This window comes from Abyssisolibacter fermentans, assembly GCF_001559865.1.
In the GTDB taxonomy this organism is placed as follows: domain Bacteria; phylum Bacillota; class Clostridia; order Tissierellales; family MCWD3; genus Abyssisolibacter; species Abyssisolibacter fermentans.
Genome location: NZ_LOHE01000068.1, coordinates 132861 through 152828, shown reverse-complemented (window position 1 = coordinate 152828; position 19968 = coordinate 132861). Strand labels below are relative to the sequence as shown.

Sequence of the window (19968 nt, the reverse complement as noted above, 5' to 3'; positions counted from 1 at the left end):
AAAATTTATAGCTATCTATATATTATCAAAAAAAATGTAATTTTCATAGACATGTTTAAAATATTATTTTACTCTAATTGTTCATAGATTTTCTACTTAATTTTTCTAAACTTCGCAATAAAAAAACCATCAGTCCCATGAACATTAGGATATAATTGTGTATATCCTATATTATTTTGAATTCCTAATTTAACACAAATATCTTCTTCAAATGGCAATAATTCATAATTTGTATTTGCTTCTAAAAATCTAGACACAACATCAAAATTTTCTTTTTTACTTATCGTACAAGTACTATATAAAAGTATACCATTTAAACGAACATATTTGCTAGCATTAGTCAAAATTTTATATTGAAGATGGGATAGATTGTTTATATCTTCCATGCTAAGTCTCCATCTTATTTCAGGCTTTCTTCTCAATAATCCTAAACCTGAACAAGGTGCATCTACTAAACAATAATCCACTTTAAATATCATATTTTCATCCAACGTTAACGCATCAATTAACTGAGTTTCTATAATATCTATTTCTAACCTCTTTGCAGCTTTGTTTATAAGACTTAATTTATGTTCGTATATATCTCTTGATATTATTTTTCCTTTATTGTTCATTTTTTGAGCTAAATGACAAGTTTTACCACCAGGAGCACTACATACATCCAAAACTATGCTTTCTGGTTTTGGATTCATAATTTCAGCTACCATCATAGAACTTTCATCTTGTATGGAAAAAAACCCTTGTTTAAACTCACTCAAATTAGTAATACGTTTTGCATTGTTAACCACTAAACCATCCTTACTATACGGCAAGGATTTTACATTGATATCTTTTTCTTCTAATTTTTTTATCAATTCATCTCTGGTAATTTTTAGAGTATTGACTCTAATATTTAATTTTGGTTTACTATTGTTTGCTTCACACAAATCAGCTGTAAATTCATAACCAAATTCTTTAATGAAATGTTCAATTAACCATTTTGGATGTGAATACTTTAAATTTAAGTAATCAACTCTATTGTACTCTTTATAGTCTGGTATTAAACTTGATTTATTTCTTATTATATTTCTTAATACCGCATTAATGTATCCTGGTATTCCTTGATGGCACATTTTTTTAGCTACTTTAACACTTTCATTACATGCAGCTCTTTCTGGTATTCTATCCATAAAAACTATTTGGTAAATGCCAATTCTTAAAATCTGTTTTACTTTAACAGTTAATTTGTTAATTGGTATTTTTGAATATTTAGATATAATAAAGTCAATAAGAACTTTATTTTGTATAACTCCGTATACTATTTCTCTAATTAAACCTTCATCCAAAATATTCTCTAAATTTTTTAAATTCTTGCTAATCTCAATATTTGAAAAAGCACCTTTTTCTTCTATATTTATAAGTATTTTTGTTGCTATAAATCTAGCATTGTTTTTCATACAATCCTCCAATAGTGTATTGTTAATACATAGCAATAATAACAAAATTTATGCCCTAGAGTCAAATGCTAACAAGCTCTAGAGCAGTTTATAATTTGAAGCCAACTGGCGAAGTTCTTGTGTTTAACCTTAATTCCAAAATAATTAAATCTATTTTATTTACACGTTAAGAACAATTTCACTGCCTTATTTAAATTTTCTATATTTACACTTGTATTAAAACAAGGTCCATTATTTCTTATATTTAAAACCCCATAAACAGGAATTTTACTGATATCATTAATACCACTTGTTAAATCTCTTTCACACGCTACAGCTATTATAGCTTTTGGTTTCTTCTTTTTAACCCATGATCTAGCTAAAGTACCACCTGTTGCAACTACAGTTTCAATATTATATTTATTCGTTAGTTCAATAATATCCTTTATACAACATTTCCCGCACATTTTACAGTTGTATATATCATTTGTTATTTTATATTGGCATTGTGAATTTTGCAAACAATGTGGCAGTAATATAAGAATATCTTCACTATTTAAATGCATTTTTAAATTTTCAACAAGTATATTGTTAATATTACAATATGCTCTCTGAATTGTATCTCTATCTATATTTAAAATCTTTGATACAAAAATCAAAATAGGATAAATTTTCTTTAATGCACCTCTTAAAAAACATGCATTTTTTTTATTTACATTCCCTTTATAAACACCATGACTTAATAATACAATACTCCAAATTACAAACACACTAACAATAATCAAAAATATAACAAATATTATTATCATTATTTTAATAAAGTTATTATTCTTATTTGTCAAAAAATATATACTTACTAAAACTAATGCAATTGATAAAATTGCAGTAAAAAACATAACACATAAAAATTTTTTTCTATCATTTTTCACGACAACACTTCCAAGCATCTATTCTAATATTACACCTTTATCAATTGAATTGCCTGCTAAAAAATCTTTTATACTCATTTTTCTTTTTCCCGGTAACTGTAGCTGATTTATTATTACTATACCATCTACACATTTAACTTTTATACCTTCCAAATCTACATCTATTATCTCTCCTATATTACCTTCAAAATTGGATACTTTATAATCAACACTGAAAATTTTAATCTTCTTGTTTTTATACTGTGTGTAACATCCTGGCCAAGGCTGCGTTCCTCTTACTAAATCCTTTATAGCTTTACATGTATTGTTCCAATCAATATGTCCTAATGATTTTTCCATCAATGGGGCATAAGTTGCTAAATTATGATTTTGTGGTGTTCTTACAATAGAATTATTTTCTATTTTCTGTAATGTTTCTATTAGTAAGTCTGCTCCTAAAATCTTCAGCCTATCATATAATTGACCTGCCGATTCATCGGCTTTAATATCGGTTTGTTTTTTTAGCAATATATCACCAGAATCTAAACCTTTTGCCATCATCATAGTCGTTACTCCTGATACATTTTCTCCATTAATCACAGCCCAATTAATAGGTGCTGCACCTCTATATGCAGGAAGTAAAGATGCATGAACATTAACACAGCCATACTTTGGTAAATTAAGAATTTGTTCAGATATTAACTGTCCAAATGCAGCAACTACAATAATATCTGGAGCTAGCTTTTCTAGTTTATTAAAACTATCTTGTTTATTAATACTTTGTGGTTGATAAACCTCTAGCCCTAATTCTAAGGCTTTTTCTTTAACTTGTGAAAAGGAAATTTTCTTTCCTCTATCTCTTTTTTTATCTGGTTGAGTTACAACTAATACTATATCATGACCATTTTTATATAATTCTTCTAATGTAGGTACAGCAAAATCTGGTGTACCCATGAATATAACTCTCATAATTACCTCCTAATATTAAACCCAGATTATTCATAGAAAATTAAATACTCTACTATATCCTTGTGATTATAAGGTATCCATTAAATTCTCAACATACCAACTCGGTATGCCTTCGAAAATTTTTAGATTTCCCTCAGACTACGTCTGAATAAGCGATTCACACTAAATTAAAATTTAGGTTCTCTGCTCATAATTCAAAATTATACAGCATATTATAGGGCATTATATAAATAATCAGTGTTCATCAATTGCCTTATCTATATAAAGTATTCCATCTAGATGATCAATCTCATGACATAATGCTCTAGCCAATAATCCTTGACCCTCTATTATTCTTTCTTTACCCTCTATATCCATGTATTTCGCTTTAACTATATGAGGTCTTATTACTTTACCTGATTTTCCAGGTACACTTAAACATCCCTCATAATCTAAAACTTCACCTTCTTGATATATTATTTCAGGATTAATTAATTTTATAACACCTTCACCTACATCAATAGTAACAACTCTTTTCAATATCCCTACTTGAGGACCTGCTAAACCCACACCATCTTCTTTAGCCATTGTCTCGGCCATATCATTTAATAGTGTTAAAATTTTTGAGTCAATTTTACTAACCTCTCTACATTTTTTCCTTAATATGGGATCTCCTTCAAATCTTAATTGTCTTAAAGCCATTTTATAAACCTCCTACATCATAGAATATGGATTAATATCTATATTAAATAATATTTCATTACACAATTTATTTTTTATATAGTTCTTGTACTCTTCGTAAATAATATTTTTTATTAACTGCAATTCTTTATCATTTAGTTTTATCAATAACTGCCATCTGTAAAATCCCTTTACTCTGTATATTGAAGCTGGTACAGGTCCTATTATCTCGTAATTTTTATTATCACTTATTTTACTATTAATATTATACACTAATTTTTGCTTAAAGCTAATAACTTCTTTCTTAACAACTTCTTCGTTTTTGCTTCTCAATACTATATTTATTATATTTTTAAATGGTGGATAGCCAAATTCTTTTCTTATTAATATTTCATTATTATAAAATTCAACATAGTCTTGTTTTTTGGATAAAAGTACTGCATAATGTTCAGGTTCATAAGTTTGCAAAATAACTCTTCCCAACCTCTTACCTCTACCAGCTCTTCCACTAACTTGGGTTATTAACTGAAAAGTCCTTTCAGAAGCTCTAAAATCGGGTAAATTCAATGACATATCTGCAGCAAGTATACCTACTAATGTAACATTTGGAAAATCTAATCCTTTAGTAATCATCTGAGTTCCGATAAGTATATCTATATCATTATTCTTAACTCTTTCCAATATGGCTTCATGACTTCCTTTTTTACTAGTTGTATCATTATCCATTCTTGCAACTTTTGCTTTAGGAAAATATTTTTTTATTGCTTCTTCAATTTTTTCAGTACCTGTTCCAAAATATTTTATATATTTGCTACCACACTGAGGACAAATACGAGGTGCTTTAACTGCTGAGCCACAATAATGACACATTAACATATTCTTATTTGCATGGTAAGTCATAGATATATCACAATTCTTACATTTTACAACATAACCACAGCTTCTACATGAAACAAATGTTGAAAAGCCTCTTCTATTTAAAAATAATATAGTTTGCTCCTTTTTTTCTAAATTTACTTTGATTTCGTTATATAACTGAATGCTTAAAAACGACTTATTACCACCAGAAAGTTCATTTTTCATATCTACAATAGTTACCTCAGGTAATCGTCTGTTATTAGCTCTATTTTTCATTTCTAATAGTTTAATTTGACCTATTTTACTTTTATAATAAGTCTCTAACGAAGGCGTTGCTGATCCCAATAGTAAATAAGCTTGTTCTAACTCACATCTTTTTTGTGCTACTTCAATAGTACTATATTTAGGATCGCTGCTAGATTTATAACTTGATTCATGTTCTTCATCTATAATAATAAGACCTAAATTGTTAAACGGTGAAAATACAGCAGATCTTGCTCCAACAACAATTTTAACCTTACTTTCTTTTATTCTACGCCATTGATCGTACTTTTCTCCTTGTGAAAGTCTACTATGAATAACAGCAACATTATCACCAAACCTTGATACAAATCGTTCAACTGTTTGCGGTGTCAATGATATTTCAGGAACTAATACGATGCTATCCTTTCCCTTTTGAAGCATTTTTTCAATAAGTTGCATATAAACTTCAGTTTTACCACTACCAGTAATTCCATGTATTAGAAATGTTTCACTCTCAGATGATGGTGCATTTATGTCCTGCCATATCTCAAACAGACATTTTTTTTGTTCTACGTTTAAGTCTAATTTTTGGCTTCTTTCATATTTTTTCTTTATCGGATTTCTATTAATTTCACTAATATCAATCTTAATAAACCCTTTTTTTTCTAATGACTTAATGCTCCCTAAACCAATATTTAAATCTTTTATCAATTCTTTTTGGCTAATATGTTCCTTTGCTTTTAAATATTCAATAATTTCTCTTTGCCTTCTAGCATTCTTAGAAATTAACTGGTCTAATTGTTCTATACTATAATCTTTTGTATTGATACTAATTATCTTTTCGTATAATTTTTTAATTCCTTTTTTTTCTATGTTATCAATAATTATTAACTCTTTACTTTTAAGTGAATTCAATACTAAATTAATATTCGATATATTTAATTCTTTTTTTAAAGTACTTAACTTAACAAGTTTATATTCAAATAAGTAATTAATTATTTTTTTTTCTTTATCAGACAAGATGTATTCATTATAATTCTTTTCTTTATTTAAAACTATATTTTTCTCAACCTTAGCTTTAATTCCTGAAGGAATCATTGCTCTGAATACATCTATATATTTAGATAAATAATATTCTTTCATCCATAGCCCTAGCTTGATTTGGCTTTCATTTAATACTTTTTGATAATCAACTATAGAGTATATTTTTTTAAGCTTATTATCTGCTACATCACAATCATCTTTTATATTAATTATTATACCTTCTAATAACTTTCCCTTGCTTTTTCCAAAGGGAACAAATACTCTAAGCCCAATATCTATTACCTGCTTTAAGTCTTCTGGTATAATATAAGTATAAAGAATATCAGTATTAATATGTTTATTATCTACTATAACCTGAGCATAACGATTTTTTTTCATAAGCTTTCCTTTCAATAACAATATATATTATGTCGTATTATTCATACGTACTAACATAGTTTTTGAACTTGTTTTTATATTCAAATATAAGATTCCAACTTCAAAATAATATAATGAATTTGGTTATTAATTTCATTTAAATATCTCATGCCCACTTTCTATTTTTAAAATTTCTCTAAAGAAACTGACTCAATATTGAATTATGAGTCAGTCCTATGCATTTAGTTTAGGTACATTCAAAAAATAAACTAGGCATCTTACTCGTGCTTTTAATTTTTTTCGTTGTTACTCAATCACTTACATACAGTGAGTATGCACATGATTGAGTGCCTAGAAAGCAATCAAAATCACTTCGCAATCTGACTTGTTTATTTTTTTCATATGCCTTATTTAAGATATTTACATGCTTTATCAACGATTATCTTTGCTATTTTGCTCTTTTCCATAATCGAATATGCCTTTGAACCATTTTTATCTATAATTGTTACAATATTTGTATTCTCCTTAAAGCCTGCTCCTTTTTTTGAAACATCATTTGCAACTATAAAATCTAAATTTTTTTGTTCTAATTTTTTTTGTGCATTTTTTAGTAATTCTTGTGTTTCAGCTGCAAACCCAACTAATACTTGTTCTTTTTTCATTTGTCCTAAAGTTTTCAAAATATCAGGTGTTTTAACAAATTCTACATTTAAACCACCATCTTCTTTTTTAATCTTATTATCGTTTACAATTTTAGGTCTATAATCAAGTGGAGCAGCAGCTTTTATTACCATATCAGCATCATCAAAATGCATTTTTACTTGTTCTAACATTTCTTCAGTGGTATCTATATAAATAGTTTCTATACCATCTATCTTATTTTGTGTTGTATGGCCACTAACTAATATTACTTTTGCACCTCTTCTTTTAGCTTCTTTGGCAATTTCATAACCCATTTTTCCACTTGAATGATTTGTTAAATATCTTACAGGATCTAATGGAGCTATAGTTGCTCCGGCAGTAACTAAAACTTTTTTATCAAGTAAGTCTTTGTTACTTTCATCATTTTTTATAATTTCTAATATTTGATCTATAATATCCTGTGGATCAGGAAGTTTACCTTCTCCAATATCACCACATGCTAATTTACCACTTATTGGATTAATGAATTTATAGTCCAAGCTTTTAAGTTTTTCTATGTTCTCCTGGACAATAACATTCTTATACATGTTAGTATTCATAGCAGGCACTATTATTTTCTTAGCTTTTGAAGCCATAATTGTAGTACTAAGCATATCATCTGCAATACCATGAGCTATTTTACCTATAATATTAGCAGTTGCAGGAACTACTAAAAAAATATCAGCTTTTTTAGCTAGTGCAATATGTTCTATATCCCAGCTTACTGGTTCTCTAAACATGTCTACTACTACTGGATTATGAGCTAAAGACTGGAATGTTAATGGAGTAACAAATTTTGTAGCAGCTTCAGTCATTATAACATCTACATTAGCGTTGAGTTTTATTAATTTGCTTACAACATCAACTGCTTTATATGCAGCAATTCCACCAGTCACTCCTATTACTATATCTTTTCCTTTTAACATATCTTCTCACCCGCTTACTTAATAATGTCATTTTTATTATTTATACTAATCTTATCCTCTGATACCTCATGCAATGCTAAAGTAACAGGCTTAGTTGAATTAACTCTGGTATATACATCATCACCATCAATTATTTGTCTAGCTCTCTTAGAAACTGCCATAACTAATGTATACCTACTATCTACTTTTTTTAACATATCACTCATTGAAGGATATAACATAATTCCAAACCTCCTAGTTTATTGTTTTTTTATTTTTATTTTGCAAGTTTCAGCTATAATAATAGCTTCTACTTGTTTACAAGCTGTTTTTAAATCTGCATTTTTAACACTATAATTATAATTATGAAGCATATCAATTTCATTTTGTGCTTCATTTAGTCTAATATTTAGAGTTTTATCATTTTCAGAACCTCTACCAATTATTCTTTCTTTTAATACTTCTAATGACGGTGGTAAAATAAATATCATTACTGCTTCTTTATATTTTTCCTTTACCTGTAATGCACCTTGAACATCTATCTCTAGTAACACATTCTTTCCAGCTTCAATTTTTTCCATTATAACACTTTTTAATGTACCATAATAATTATTAAATACTTTTGCATATTCAATAAACTCATCATTTTTTATTTTTTGTTTGAAATCTTCTTCACTTAAAAAATAATATGATTTCCCATGTATTTCTCCATTTCTAGGCTTTCTTGTAGTTGCAGAAACAGACATATATATATCTTTATTTTTATTAATTAATGTATTGCATATTGTACCTTTACCTACTCCAGAAGGTCCTGATACCACTATTAATAATCCTTTCTTCATTGAATGACTCCTTCCTTACTCCCTGCTGGGTTCTGACAGACCTTCTTTACCATTTAACCTATGAGCAACAGTCTCTGGTTGAACGGCGGATAATATTATATGGTCACTATCAGTTATAACAACTGCTCTAGTCCTTCTTCCATATGTTGCATCAATTAGCATACCCCTATCTCGAGCTTCTTGAATTATTCTCTTTATTGGAGCTGATTCAGGACTAACAATTGCTACTATTCTACTAGCTGAAACTATATTCCCAAAACCTATATTAACTAACTTAATAGCCAACTCAATTACCTCCTCTATTCTATATTTTGAACTTGTTCTCTGATTTTTTCTAATTCACTTTTAATTTCTACAACTAAATTAGTTATTTTTATATCAGCAGATTTTGAACCTATAGTATTAGCTTCTCTATTCATTTCTTGTATAATAAAATCTAATTTTCTTCCAACGGATTTATCAGATTTTATAGTGTTTAATAATTGTTCAATATGACTATATAATCTTACAATTTCTTCAGTTATATTACTTCTATCTGCATAAAAAGCAACCTCATTAGCAAGCTTGTTTTCATCAATTTCACAAACATTATCAAGAAGTTCTTTTATTCTATCCCTAAGCTTTGTCTTATATTCAATAATAACTTCATCTGAAAATTTTTCTATTTCCTTAACATAAGCTTTAATTATATTAGATCTATTAACTATATCTTCAGCTAATTTTTCTCCTTCAACGGTTCTCATATGTAAAACTTCATTTATCGCATTCTTAACCGCTATAGATAAACATAACCAAATTTCTTCCTCGTCTTCCTCTGCTTTTTCTATTCTAAAAATATCTTGAAATCTCATAATTGAAGATATGGTAACATCATTATTAATATTTAACTCATCAGCTAAAACATCTAAAGCACTTTTGTAAGATTTGGCTAATAATACATCTGGCTTAACAAATACATCTTCATCACTAATGTTTTCCATTGAAACAAATATTTCTATTCTACCTCTGCTCATCTTCTCTTTTACAGTTTTCTTTATTCTTTCTTCTAAATAATTTAGAGTCTTAGGTTTTTTGACTATTATATCATTATATTTATGGTTAATAGCTCTTATTTCTACAGTAAATCTTCTTTTATTATCGCTACTTTCTCCCCGTCCAAACCCAGTCATGCTTTTAATCATTTTTTCATCCTCCAAAAAATATTCTCATTTGCAAGTTAACTCGTTTAGCTAAAACTAATTTTTAAGACTTTATGTGCTAATTTTTCTTCTTACTTAATAAAATTCTAAGTTATATCTATCTTTATCATATTATATCTCCTATAATATAATACAACATTTTAATTAATTAAAGCTATCTATTGTTACGATTTCTTAACATTTAATTTTATATAAACATTATACTCTATTTGTTGATATAATACTAATTTTTTCATAAATTGCAATAGCTTATCCTACAATCCAAATATATCACTTCTCATAATTATAAATAATAAATATATTAATCTATAAACTATATTTTTACACAACCATTGATACATGCTATAATAGAACATAATTATACTTGAACACAAAATATTTTAATAATATTTTAAGTTATGCAAATAATCAAGGATAAAGATATATAAATACGTCATATTTATCGTAGAAAATTGGAGGTAATATTATGCAAAATAATCTTATTTCAGAAGTTAAAAATATCAGACAAACTCTTCATGAAATTCCTGAAACAGGATTTGAAGAAATTAAAACATCAAAATATGTTAAAATGAAATTGACTGAATATGGTTTTAGTTTTGAATCTTGTGCTAATACAGGTGTTATAGCTTATTTGAATTTTCAACCAAATTTAGAATCTATCGCATTTAGAGCTGACATGGACGGTCTAAATGTAAAAGAAAAAACAAAAGTAGACTATAGTTCAAAACATGAAGGAAAAATGCACGCATGTGGACATGATGGACATATGTCCATACTTCTAGGCTTTGCAAAATATATCTCAACCATAAAATCATTTACAAAAAATATAATCTTAATTTTCCAACCTGCAGAAGAAGGCCCCGGCGGTGCTAAAGATATTGTAGAAGCTGGAATATTAGAGAAATACAACGTTTCTGCTATATTTGGACTCCATCTATTACCCACAATAGATGAAGGAAAAATAGGAATTAATTACGGTCCAATAATGGCTAAAACTGGAGAATTTGATATCACAATAAGAGCGAAAAGTGGACATGGAGCAATGCCTCATACTGCAATTGATGGAATATATATAGCATCTCAACTAATATCAATTTATCAAAGTATTGTTAGCAGAAATGTTAATCCTAATCAAGGTTCAGTTATAACTATAGGCAAAATATATGGAGGTGAAGCAAGAAATATTATTGCTAATACTGTGAAAATGGAAGGCACTATCAGAGCTTTTGATAATAAAGTTTATGATTTAATAAAGCAAAGAATGTCAACAATAAATGATGGGTTAGAAAAAATGTACAACATTAATATTGATATAGAATATAGAGATATGTATCCTCCTGTTGTTAATGATAAAACGCTATATGATATCCTAGACAAATGCTTAACTAATAATGAAAAACACTTACTAGAACCAATAATGATAGCAGAAGATTTCTCATATTATCAAGAAAGAGTACCCGGTTTCTTTTTCATGTTAGGTTCTAAAAATGAAGAATTAGGTTATACTTATCCACTTCACAGTTGCTATTTCAATTTTAATGAAGAAATATTAATTAAGGGAATAGAAGTATATATTAAAATATGTAAGGAACTTAATGCTTTTGATTAAACTTCATTATTCATATATATGAATAATCTGAGTTAATAAATTTTGGAGGTTTCAAAGAATGTCTTTAGATGGAATTGTTATTCATGCTTTAGTAGATGAATTTAATACTAAGCTTGTCAATGCAAAAATAGATAAAGTATATCAGCCTGAAAAGGATGAAATACACTTAAATATTCATAGTAAAAAAAATAAATATAAATTATTGATATCAGCTAGCAGCAATAATACACGTATACACTTAACTAATATTTCAAAATCAAACCCTATAAGCCCTCCTATGTTTTGTATGCTTTTAAGAAAACATTTACAAGGTACGCGTATAGTAAACATCAGCCAACCTGAGTTTGAACGAATTATCTACTTTGATGTTAAAGGTGTAAACGAACTAGGTGAGCTTACCGAAAAACGATTAATAGTAGAAATAATGGGTAAACACAGTAATATAATTCTTGTGGAAAAAAACGGTGATAAAATAATAGATGCTATCAAGAGAATCTATCCTGATATAAGTACCATTAGACAAGTTCTCCCTGGAATGAGCTATTCATTACCACCATCACAAAATAAAATAAATCCATTAACAACTATTAACCATAATTTCTTTTCAAATATACCAACTGAATACTATAGCTTAGAAATATATAAATATATATACAAAAGCTTTATGGGGATAAGTCCACTTGTAGCTAGAGAAATATGCTTTGATGCTGGTATAGAATATAATACCCCTATTGCTGAGCTTGATATTAAATCTTTAGATAAATTAAATATTTCATTTGATAAATTGTTAAATCAAATCAATAACAATACTTATGAACCTACAATTGTCAAAAATGATGACACCATTATAGCTTTTTCAGCTATAAATCTAAAACAGTATCACAATGATATATTTATAACTGATACGTCAATGAGCAAAATATTGCAAACATATTATACGCAAAGGGATTTGTCAGAGAGAATAAAACAGAGTTCTTATGATTTAAGAAAAAATATAACTAATAAAATTGAAAGAAACAGGAAGAAATTAGCTAAACAGCAACAACAAGTTTTAGAGGCTCAGAAAAGAGAAAAGTATAAAATATATGGTGAATTAATTACGTCAAATATTTATAAATTATCAAAAGGTGACACAAACCTAGAATGTATTAATTACTATAGCGAAAACCAAGAAATAATAAATATAAAACTCGATAAAAAATTATACCCTGCACAAAATGCACAGAAATATTATAAAAAATATAACAAATTAAAAAACACAGCTATCTATGCTGCTGAGCAAATTGAAAAAACTAAACAGGAGCTTTTATACCTTGAAAATGTACTATATAGTATTAATAACTGTACTAATCTTTTAGAACTTGACGAAATAAAGGAAGAACTATTAAACGAAGGATATATTAAGGAAAAAACTAAGAAAAAGGCTAAAAAGAAAAAGAAAAATGAAGCAACTAAGCCTCGACATTATATATCTTCTGAAGGGTATGACATATACGTAGGTAAAAATAATAATCAAAATGATTATATTACCTTAAAACTAGCTCAAAAAGAAGATTTATGGCTTCATACTAAAGAAATAGCTGGTTCTCATGTAATAGTAAAAGCTAATAATACAGAAATACCTGAGAAAACAATAATAGAAGCAGCTATATTAGCTGCATACTATAGTAAAGGTAATCAATCCAGCAATGTACCAATAGACTATACTCTAAAAAAGAATGTTAAAAAACCCAATGGTGCTAAACCAGGTATGGTTATTTATAAAACTAATAGTACTATATATGTTACCCCTGACGAAAAAATTATTAATAATCTTAAAGAGATTAAATAATAATAATCAAAGCCCAATTTTCTACATTATCAATAATGTGAAATTGGGCTTTTGTCAACTAATATTTGAATTTTTTAGTACCATTTTTTAGTACCACTCAATCTAAGCTTCACAAATACAAATGGCAAAATTAACGTTGTAAAAATGCCGATTACAAAATATCTTATATAATGAAAGTGTAATTCATTTGGAAAAATTTCTTTTAATAAATATTTAACTATTAAAATACACCCTAAACCTAAAATTACCTTTACTATTTGCTTTAACAAAGATGCTTGCTCCTTAAAATCAACATATTCTATCTCAAATATATAACCTAAAACTGCACCAGTTAAAACACCAAATGCTTTAGCTACATCTTCACTAATATATAATAGCATAATAGCATTACTTAATAATAAAACAAATATTTTTGACAATAAACCCATTTGTTTTTGCTCTACATATTTTATAATTTTATCAATAAATAAAACAAAGATTATTGCTATACAAAAACCTCCAACTACATCAGTTGGCCAATGTACTCGCAAATATAATCTTGATAATCCAACTAATAGTATTATAGCGCATCCCAAATATTTTACACATTTAGCTTTATAATTTTTCATTAGATAATACCAAAATGTTGTTATACCTTGAGTATGTCCACTAGGAAAAGAATATCCCTTGGCAGATTTTATGTATACTCCCTCTATTCTATCATCTAGAAAAGGTCTTTTTGTTTTAAAGATATTTTTAATAGTATTATTTAGTAAAGTCGAACTTAACAATACAATCATTATTCTTATTCCTGTTTTTTTATTTATACACCAGAATATAAAAGCAATTGCTAAAAAATAAAAAACTTCTGATCCTAAGTTTGTAATCATTATAAACATTTTATCTAAAAACTCGTTACTAAGTTTTTGAAAAAACAATAATATATTAACTTGCATAAAAAAAATCCTCCTACACATAACGTATATCTATTTTATCATATGTCATATTTCTAGTATATGTTTTAAGGTGAAATATTATGATATACATGCATTTATAAGAGCTTTTGCCCTAAAGTAACAAAAATTATTCTTCATTAAGTTTATACTCTTTATAAAATACTACTACCAACTTCACACTACTTTATAAGTTAATCATCAATTTTTCTTTCGAGTATAGTAACTAACGGATAAAAACCAAATTTTCTATAAAATAAAAAGGCTTCTTCATTTCCTACAGCAACGCCAAGCCTGGTTTTATTCACATTTTTATTATTAAACCAATCTAATGAACTTTTCATAAGCTTTTCACCTATACCACATTTCCTGTATTCTGAATCTATATATATAGATTCTATCCCACCAATATTGTTTTCGTCTATTGTACTTATTGAGTATCCTATATATTTATCCTTTGTTTTATCCTTTACTAAAATTACTTTTATATCTCCACTACTTCCTTTTTTTATTATTCCAACTTTTCTATCTTTGAAATTAAATTTATCAAATCTTTCAGAGAAAAATTTGGATTTAGCCTTATGTAAGTCATTAAGCTTTTCCCATAAAAATCCTAGATCATCAAGCAATTCATCCTTACCTTCTAAATATTCTATATTCATAATTTCACTCCTCATAAATAATTATCATAACTGCAATATTATAAATTTAATTAACAAAATACCATTTAAAATCAATCCATCTATTTCATAATGCTTTTCTTTCTTTATAACACCAACTATTCCTAAAATAACGCCTATGATATTTCCAATAATCAAACAATATGTTATGTATAAATCTGTTTTACTAAAAGATACTTTCTCATTAAAAATATCTTAATATGATATAATAACACCTACAACAACTACTATTATACAAATTATTACTGAAGCAAATCCATATTTAGATTCTTTAATTTTGTCTAATTTCATATAATAATTCCTTATAAAATTTTTATTTAATATACTTCCCTCCTCATCTAACCTCCCAATATATAAATTTATTATCTCTCTTTAATTCTGTCATACCAACTTTCTCTAAAACTCTCTTTGATGGCATATTATCAATCAAACACTCAGCTTTAATGCATTTAACCTTTTCATGCTTAAATGCCCAGTTAATCAATGCTTGTACAGCCTCAAAACAATATCCTTTACATCTCTCATCTTTAACTATTGCATAACCTATTTCTATTTCTCCAAGTTCATTAGGTTCTCCTTTAAATCCAATATCTCCAATAATTGTACCACTGTCTTTTTTTATAATCATCCAAATATCAAAGCCGTCTATCTGCTTATTTTTCATCTTTTGCTCAAAATAAGGAAATGCACTTATTATATCTTCACTTGGCCAATTTTTATCCATTTTGTATCCCATATCTTCTATAATTATTTTATCATTATTCATTATGGCACATAAAAAATCATAAGATAACGCTTTTAATTCTAATCTTTCTGTATAGATATTTAACAACTTAATCACTCCTCACATTATTAATTTAAATTTTCTACCCTTTTACATTTTCATAATTATTTCATTCGAATTTAACGTGCTTTATGCCCTAAAATTTTGCTATAATATACTTAATAAAGTATGAAGGGTTTGATTTCATGGGAAATATAGAAAATATCTTATATCAAATATTGGATAATCAAAAAGACATGAAAGAAGATATATCTGAAATAAAAACTGCTATGTCAAATGTGAAAACCACTCTAAACGCAGTAGTTAATCAGACAGCTGATTTAACCGAATTTAAAGCTCAAACCAAAAAGGATTTAAGCGAGATAAAATATACTCTTAAATTTGTTCTTAAAAAGCAAATTGAGAATGAAAGTGAAATATTCAAATTAAAACAAGCTTCAATAAAATAATAATTATATAATAATTTGAGCTAATAGCTCTTTTTCTTTAATAAAAATATTCTTTATTTATATTAATTTATTAACATCTCATTAATAAACAATAGTATGATTAATCAAATTATATCATACTATCAAATAATCCATAGATATTTATTATTTATAGTTAATTTTACCCTAAACAACTTAAACCCTGATAATATTCTATGAATTTCTGAGTTATGAGCCAAGGACCCAAATTTATTTAGTGTCAATAACTTATTAAGGCTTTTAGCTAGGTATGCTGAAAATCCGTTATATGAATAATTAGAGTTAAATATTAATCCATTCTAAAGATATACTTCCTATGTAATAAAAAAAGGGCTATAAAGCCCAATTTATTTGTTATAAAAGTAATGAATTTCCATAATCTTATCTTATTTAAAAACTTTCCTACTACCAGGCTTTACAACTGGTATATTTTCTTTACACATTGGACATTCATCACTAGAAAATGTTTCAATCTCAAATTTTATTACAGATTTTAATTCTTCATCAAATTTTCTATTGTTTGAGCTTCTATCTACAACACTACCTACTCCTACTACTTCACCTTTCATTTCTTTTACTATATCTATAACCTCTTTTACTGAACCACCTGTAGTTACTACATCCTCTACTACTAAAACTTTATCTCCTTCATTTATTGAAAAACCTCTTCTAAGAGTCATTTGTCCATTTTCTCTTTCAGCAAACAAGTTTTTTACATTAAGCTGATTTGCTACTTCATAAGCTAATATTATTCCACCTATAGCTGGTCCAATTACTACATCTATCTCTGCATCCTTAAATTTATCTGCTAATTCTTTTGATATAACTTCTGAATACTTAGGATATTGAAATAATTTAGCACATTGTAAGTATTGTTTTGAATGTCTACCTGATGTTAATAAAAAATGTCCCTCTAATAAAACTCCTGCTTCTTTAAAAATATTAATTATCTCTTCTCTTTTCATAATATTTTCCTCCTCTTAATCTAATTTAATTTTAATTTTCCTATGATATCTTTACAACTTGTATACTTATTTGATTTTAAATACTCTCTAAGTTCTTCTACTAACTCTACTGTAACTTTCGGATTTACAAAATTTGATGTTCCTATAGCTACTGCACTAGCTCCTACTAGCATAAATTCTATAACATCTTCAATACTTCTAACTCCACCCATTCCTATTATCGGAATATTGACGACTTTACTAGTCTCCCATATCAACCTAAGTGCTACTGGTTTTATAGCTGGACCTGATAAACCTCCTATTACATTATTTAAAATTGGCTTTTTAGTCTTTATATCGACAGCCATACCAATAAGCGTGTTTATAAGACTTATACAGTCAGCTCCACCCTCTTCTGCTTTAACAGCTATTTCTTTAATATCTGTTACATTAGGTGATAGCTTTACTATTAATGGCTTATCCAAACATGCTCTAACTTGTTTTGTTATCTCATATACTACATCTGGGTTAGTACCAAATGCTACACCACCTTGCTTTACATTAGGACATGAAATATTCATTTCTACAGCATCACATTCAGAAGTATTTACTATTTCTGCCATTTTGCAATATTCATCTATAGTATTCCCAGCAATATTAGCAATTACTTTTACTTTTTTCTCCTTTAATCGTGGAAGTGTTTCTTCTATAAATTTATTTACTCCGGGATTTTCAAGTCCAACACTATTAAGCATTCCACTAGCTGTTTCAGCAATTCTAGGCAGTTTATTTCCTTTTCTCGGCTCTAGCGTCAATCCTTTTACAACAACTCCCCCGATTTTGCTAATATCTATAAAATCATCAAACTCATGTCCAAATCCAAAAGTTCCTGATGCTGTAAATATTGGATTATCAAACAATAAATCTTTCATTTTAAAGCTAATATCAATATTATTATTCATTATATATTCACCTCACTTGCTAAAAATACAGGTCCATCTACACATACTTTCTTCATTTGATTATCTGTTGTCTCAATAGAACATCCAACACATGCTCCAAATCCACATCCCATTCTTTCCTCTAATGATAATTGACATGGAGCATTAAACTCTTCTGAAATTCTTTTTACTTCCTTTAGCATCAAAGCAGGACCGCAAGCTATTATCATGTCATATTTTTTCATATCTTCTAATAGTACCTCAGTTATATAACCTTTATGCCCAACTTTACCAGTTACAGTAGATAACTTAACTTCACCACTTACACACTTAAACTCCTCACATAAATAAACATCATCATTAAATCCAAGATATGTGTCAATATTATTTTTTGTAGACAATACTTTTGCAGTTTCTAATAAAGGTGCTATACCGATTCCTCCACCAACTATAGCTATTTTCAAGTCTTTATACGAAGTATCAAATCCATTACCTAAAGGTCCAATCACATCTAAATGATCGCCTTTTTTAATTTGCGTTAGTAAATCAGTTCCTTTACCTACTACTTTGTAATAAATTATTAAGTTATTTTCTTTTATTTCATTTATACTGATTGGTCTTCTTAAAAGAGGGTCTATTAATCCATTTACTTTTATCTGTAAAAATTGACCAGCCTTAGATTCTTTTGCAATCTTATCAGTGCTAAATTCCATTTTATATATTCCATTTACAATCTCTTTATTCTCGATAATCTCACATAACTCCATAAACTTCATTTAATCACCTACCATGCAATTTTATTATGTTTAGCTAGTTCGTCATTAATACTATCTCTCATATTTATCGCTGCTTCTCTAATACAATAATGGAACTCTTTTTCGCTATATTTGTTTAAATTTTCTTCTTTTGTATGAGCTGCTATTATACCTCTTGAAGAATTCACTACAGCTCCTAAGCCATCTTCATTGAAACAGTCTACGATATCTTTTGCAGTTCCACCTTGAGCTCCATAACCTGGTACTAATATATAACTTTTACTCATTATTTCTCTAAGAACTTTCATCTCTTTAGGATATGTTGCACCTACTACAGCACCTACACTGCTATAACCAAATTTACCCTTGTAAGCTTCTCCCCATGAATTAATATACTTCCCTACTAATTCATAAATATGTTTATTATCACTTTCTAAGTCTTGAATATCACCTGAACTTTTATTAGATGTTTTATCTAATATGAATACCCCTTTATCTTTGTCACAGTAGTCTAAAAATGGTTTTATTGAATCTATACCTAAGTAAGGATTTAAAGTAACTGAATCTACATCTACATATCCTCCTCCAAAATACGCCTTTGCATATGCTGAAGCTGTTGACCCAATATCTCCTCTTTTTATGTCTGCTATTATAACTAATCCGTTTTCTTTAGCATAGTTTACGGTTTCAGCAAATACTTCTAACCCTTGTAATCCATATGCTTCATAAAACGCAATTTGAGGCTTTACACATGCTACTATATCTTTTATACTATCAATAATAATTTTATTAAAATCTAATATTGCTAAGCATTGACCTTCTTTTGTATTTTCATATTTTTCTTGTATATGCTTTGGTACAAAATTGATTCTTGGATCTAATCCTACAACACTATGATTCTTTTTTGCTATTATATTTTCAATTAATTTGTCAACAAACATACT

21 protein-coding genes are annotated in these 19968 nt (G+C 27.6%); 3 read left to right on the top strand and 18 right to left on the bottom strand.

The window, feature by feature from the left end; genetic code table 11:
* Positions 1-92 precede the first annotated feature (92 nt).
* The 10 genes from rsmB to AYC61_RS12640 form a co-directional block, all read right to left on the bottom strand.
* Positions 93-1436, bottom strand: a complete 1344-nt coding sequence (rsmB, locus tag AYC61_RS12685; protein WP_066502941.1) for a 16S rRNA (cytosine(967)-C(5))-methyltransferase RsmB — start codon at positions 1434-1436, stop codon at positions 93-95.
* 155 nt (positions 1437-1591) lie between these two features.
* On the bottom strand, positions 1592-2344 hold the full coding sequence (locus AYC61_RS12680) for a DUF116 domain-containing protein (RefSeq protein ID WP_162265465.1): 753 nt from the start codon (positions 2342-2344) through the stop codon (positions 1592-1594).
* Between the two features lie 18 nt (positions 2345-2362).
* Positions 2363-3292 (bottom strand): methionyl-tRNA formyltransferase, encoded by a 930-nt coding sequence (gene fmt, locus AYC61_RS12675; protein ID WP_066502934.1) that lies wholly within the window; start codon positions 3290-3292, stop codon positions 2363-2365.
* 234 nt (positions 3293-3526) lie between these two features.
* Positions 3527-3973: a peptide deformylase gene (gene def / locus AYC61_RS12670; protein ID WP_066502929.1), complete on the bottom strand. Its 447-nt coding sequence runs from the start codon at positions 3971-3973 to the stop codon at positions 3527-3529.
* 12 nt (positions 3974-3985) lie between these two features.
* Entirely contained in the window at positions 3986-6475 is a 2490-nt protein-coding gene (priA, locus tag AYC61_RS12665; protein ID WP_066502926.1) for a primosomal protein N', read from the bottom strand.
* A gap of 386 nt (positions 6476-6861) precedes the next feature.
* Positions 6862-8061, bottom strand: coding sequence for a bifunctional phosphopantothenoylcysteine decarboxylase/phosphopantothenate--cysteine ligase CoaBC (gene coaBC, locus AYC61_RS12660; RefSeq protein ID WP_066502923.1), 1200 nt, complete (start codon positions 8059-8061; stop codon positions 6862-6864).
* A 14-nt stretch (positions 8062-8075) separates the two neighbouring features.
* Positions 8076-8282: a DNA-directed RNA polymerase subunit omega gene (rpoZ, locus tag AYC61_RS12655; protein ID WP_066502922.1), complete on the bottom strand. Its 207-nt coding sequence runs from the start codon at positions 8280-8282 to the stop codon at positions 8076-8078.
* Positions 8283-8300: 18 nt separating this feature from the next.
* Positions 8301-8882 (bottom strand): guanylate kinase, encoded by a 582-nt coding sequence (gene gmk / locus AYC61_RS12650; RefSeq protein ID WP_066502920.1) that lies wholly within the window; start codon positions 8880-8882, stop codon positions 8301-8303.
* Between the two features lie 15 nt (positions 8883-8897).
* Entirely contained in the window at positions 8898-9167 is a 270-nt protein-coding gene (gene remA, locus AYC61_RS12645) for an extracellular matrix/biofilm regulator RemA (protein WP_066502918.1), read from the bottom strand.
* 14 nt (positions 9168-9181) lie between these two features.
* A complete protein-coding gene (locus AYC61_RS12640; protein ID WP_066502916.1) occupies positions 9182-10063 on the bottom strand; it encodes a YicC/YloC family endoribonuclease in 882 nt (293 codons plus the stop codon).
* A gap of 484 nt (positions 10064-10547) precedes the next feature.
* On the opposite strand from AYC61_RS12640, the gene AYC61_RS12635 reads away from it, so the two are divergent.
* Positions 10548-11690 carry a M20 metallopeptidase family protein gene (locus tag AYC61_RS12635; protein WP_066502914.1) on the top strand — a complete coding sequence of 381 codons (1143 nt, stop codon included), beginning with the start codon at positions 10548-10550 and terminating at the stop codon, positions 11688-11690.
* 58 nt (positions 11691-11748) lie between these two features.
* A complete protein-coding gene (locus AYC61_RS12630) occupies positions 11749-13521 on the top strand; it encodes an Rqc2 family fibronectin-binding protein (protein ID WP_066502912.1) in 1773 nt (590 codons plus the stop codon).
* 74 nt (positions 13522-13595) lie between these two features.
* Here AYC61_RS12630 and AYC61_RS12625 read toward each other — a convergent pair whose 3' ends face one another.
* The 4 genes from AYC61_RS12625 to AYC61_RS12615 form a co-directional block, all read right to left on the bottom strand.
* A complete protein-coding gene (locus AYC61_RS12625; RefSeq protein WP_066502909.1) occupies positions 13596-14456 on the bottom strand; it encodes a phosphatase PAP2 family protein in 861 nt (286 codons plus the stop codon).
* Between the two features lie 191 nt (positions 14457-14647).
* Positions 14648-15115: a GNAT family N-acetyltransferase gene (locus tag AYC61_RS12620; RefSeq protein WP_066502902.1), complete on the bottom strand. Its 468-nt coding sequence runs from the start codon at positions 15113-15115 to the stop codon at positions 14648-14650.
* A 24-nt stretch (positions 15116-15139) separates the two neighbouring features.
* A complete protein-coding gene (locus tag AYC61_RS22075) occupies positions 15140-15271 on the bottom strand; it encodes a hypothetical protein (RefSeq protein ID WP_275935247.1) in 132 nt (43 codons plus the stop codon).
* 196 nt (positions 15272-15467) lie between these two features.
* Positions 15468-15965 (bottom strand): GNAT family N-acetyltransferase, encoded by a 498-nt coding sequence (locus AYC61_RS12615; protein WP_066502900.1) that lies wholly within the window; start codon positions 15963-15965, stop codon positions 15468-15470.
* 137 nt (positions 15966-16102) lie between these two features.
* Here AYC61_RS12615 and AYC61_RS12610 point away from each other — a divergent pair, with 137 nt between their 5' ends.
* On the top strand, positions 16103-16366 hold the full coding sequence (locus tag AYC61_RS12610; RefSeq protein ID WP_066502897.1) for a hypothetical protein: 264 nt from the start codon (positions 16103-16105) through the stop codon (positions 16364-16366).
* A 404-nt stretch (positions 16367-16770) separates the two neighbouring features.
* Here AYC61_RS12610 and pyrE read toward each other — a convergent pair whose 3' ends face one another.
* Genes pyrE through pyrF form a run of 4 tightly spaced genes read right to left on the bottom strand, consistent with a single transcriptional unit; the run spans position 16771 to position 19965 of the window.
* Entirely contained in the window at positions 16771-17349 is a 579-nt protein-coding gene (pyrE, locus tag AYC61_RS12605) for an orotate phosphoribosyltransferase (RefSeq protein WP_066502890.1), read from the bottom strand.
* A gap of 20 nt (positions 17350-17369) precedes the next feature.
* Complete coding sequence (locus tag AYC61_RS12600; RefSeq protein ID WP_066502887.1) at positions 17370-18290, bottom strand: dihydroorotate dehydrogenase; 921 nt, start codon at positions 18288-18290, stop codon at positions 17370-17372.
* A complete protein-coding gene (locus AYC61_RS12595; protein WP_066502884.1) occupies positions 18290-19045 on the bottom strand; it encodes a dihydroorotate dehydrogenase electron transfer subunit in 756 nt (251 codons plus the stop codon). The genes AYC61_RS12600 and AYC61_RS12595 overlap by 1 nt, the downstream gene beginning before the upstream one ends.
* Positions 19046-19053: 8 nt before the next feature.
* Positions 19054-19965: an orotidine-5'-phosphate decarboxylase gene (gene pyrF, locus AYC61_RS12590; protein ID WP_066502881.1), complete on the bottom strand. Its 912-nt coding sequence runs from the start codon at positions 19963-19965 to the stop codon at positions 19054-19056.
* Between the last annotated feature and the right edge of the window lie 3 nt (positions 19966-19968).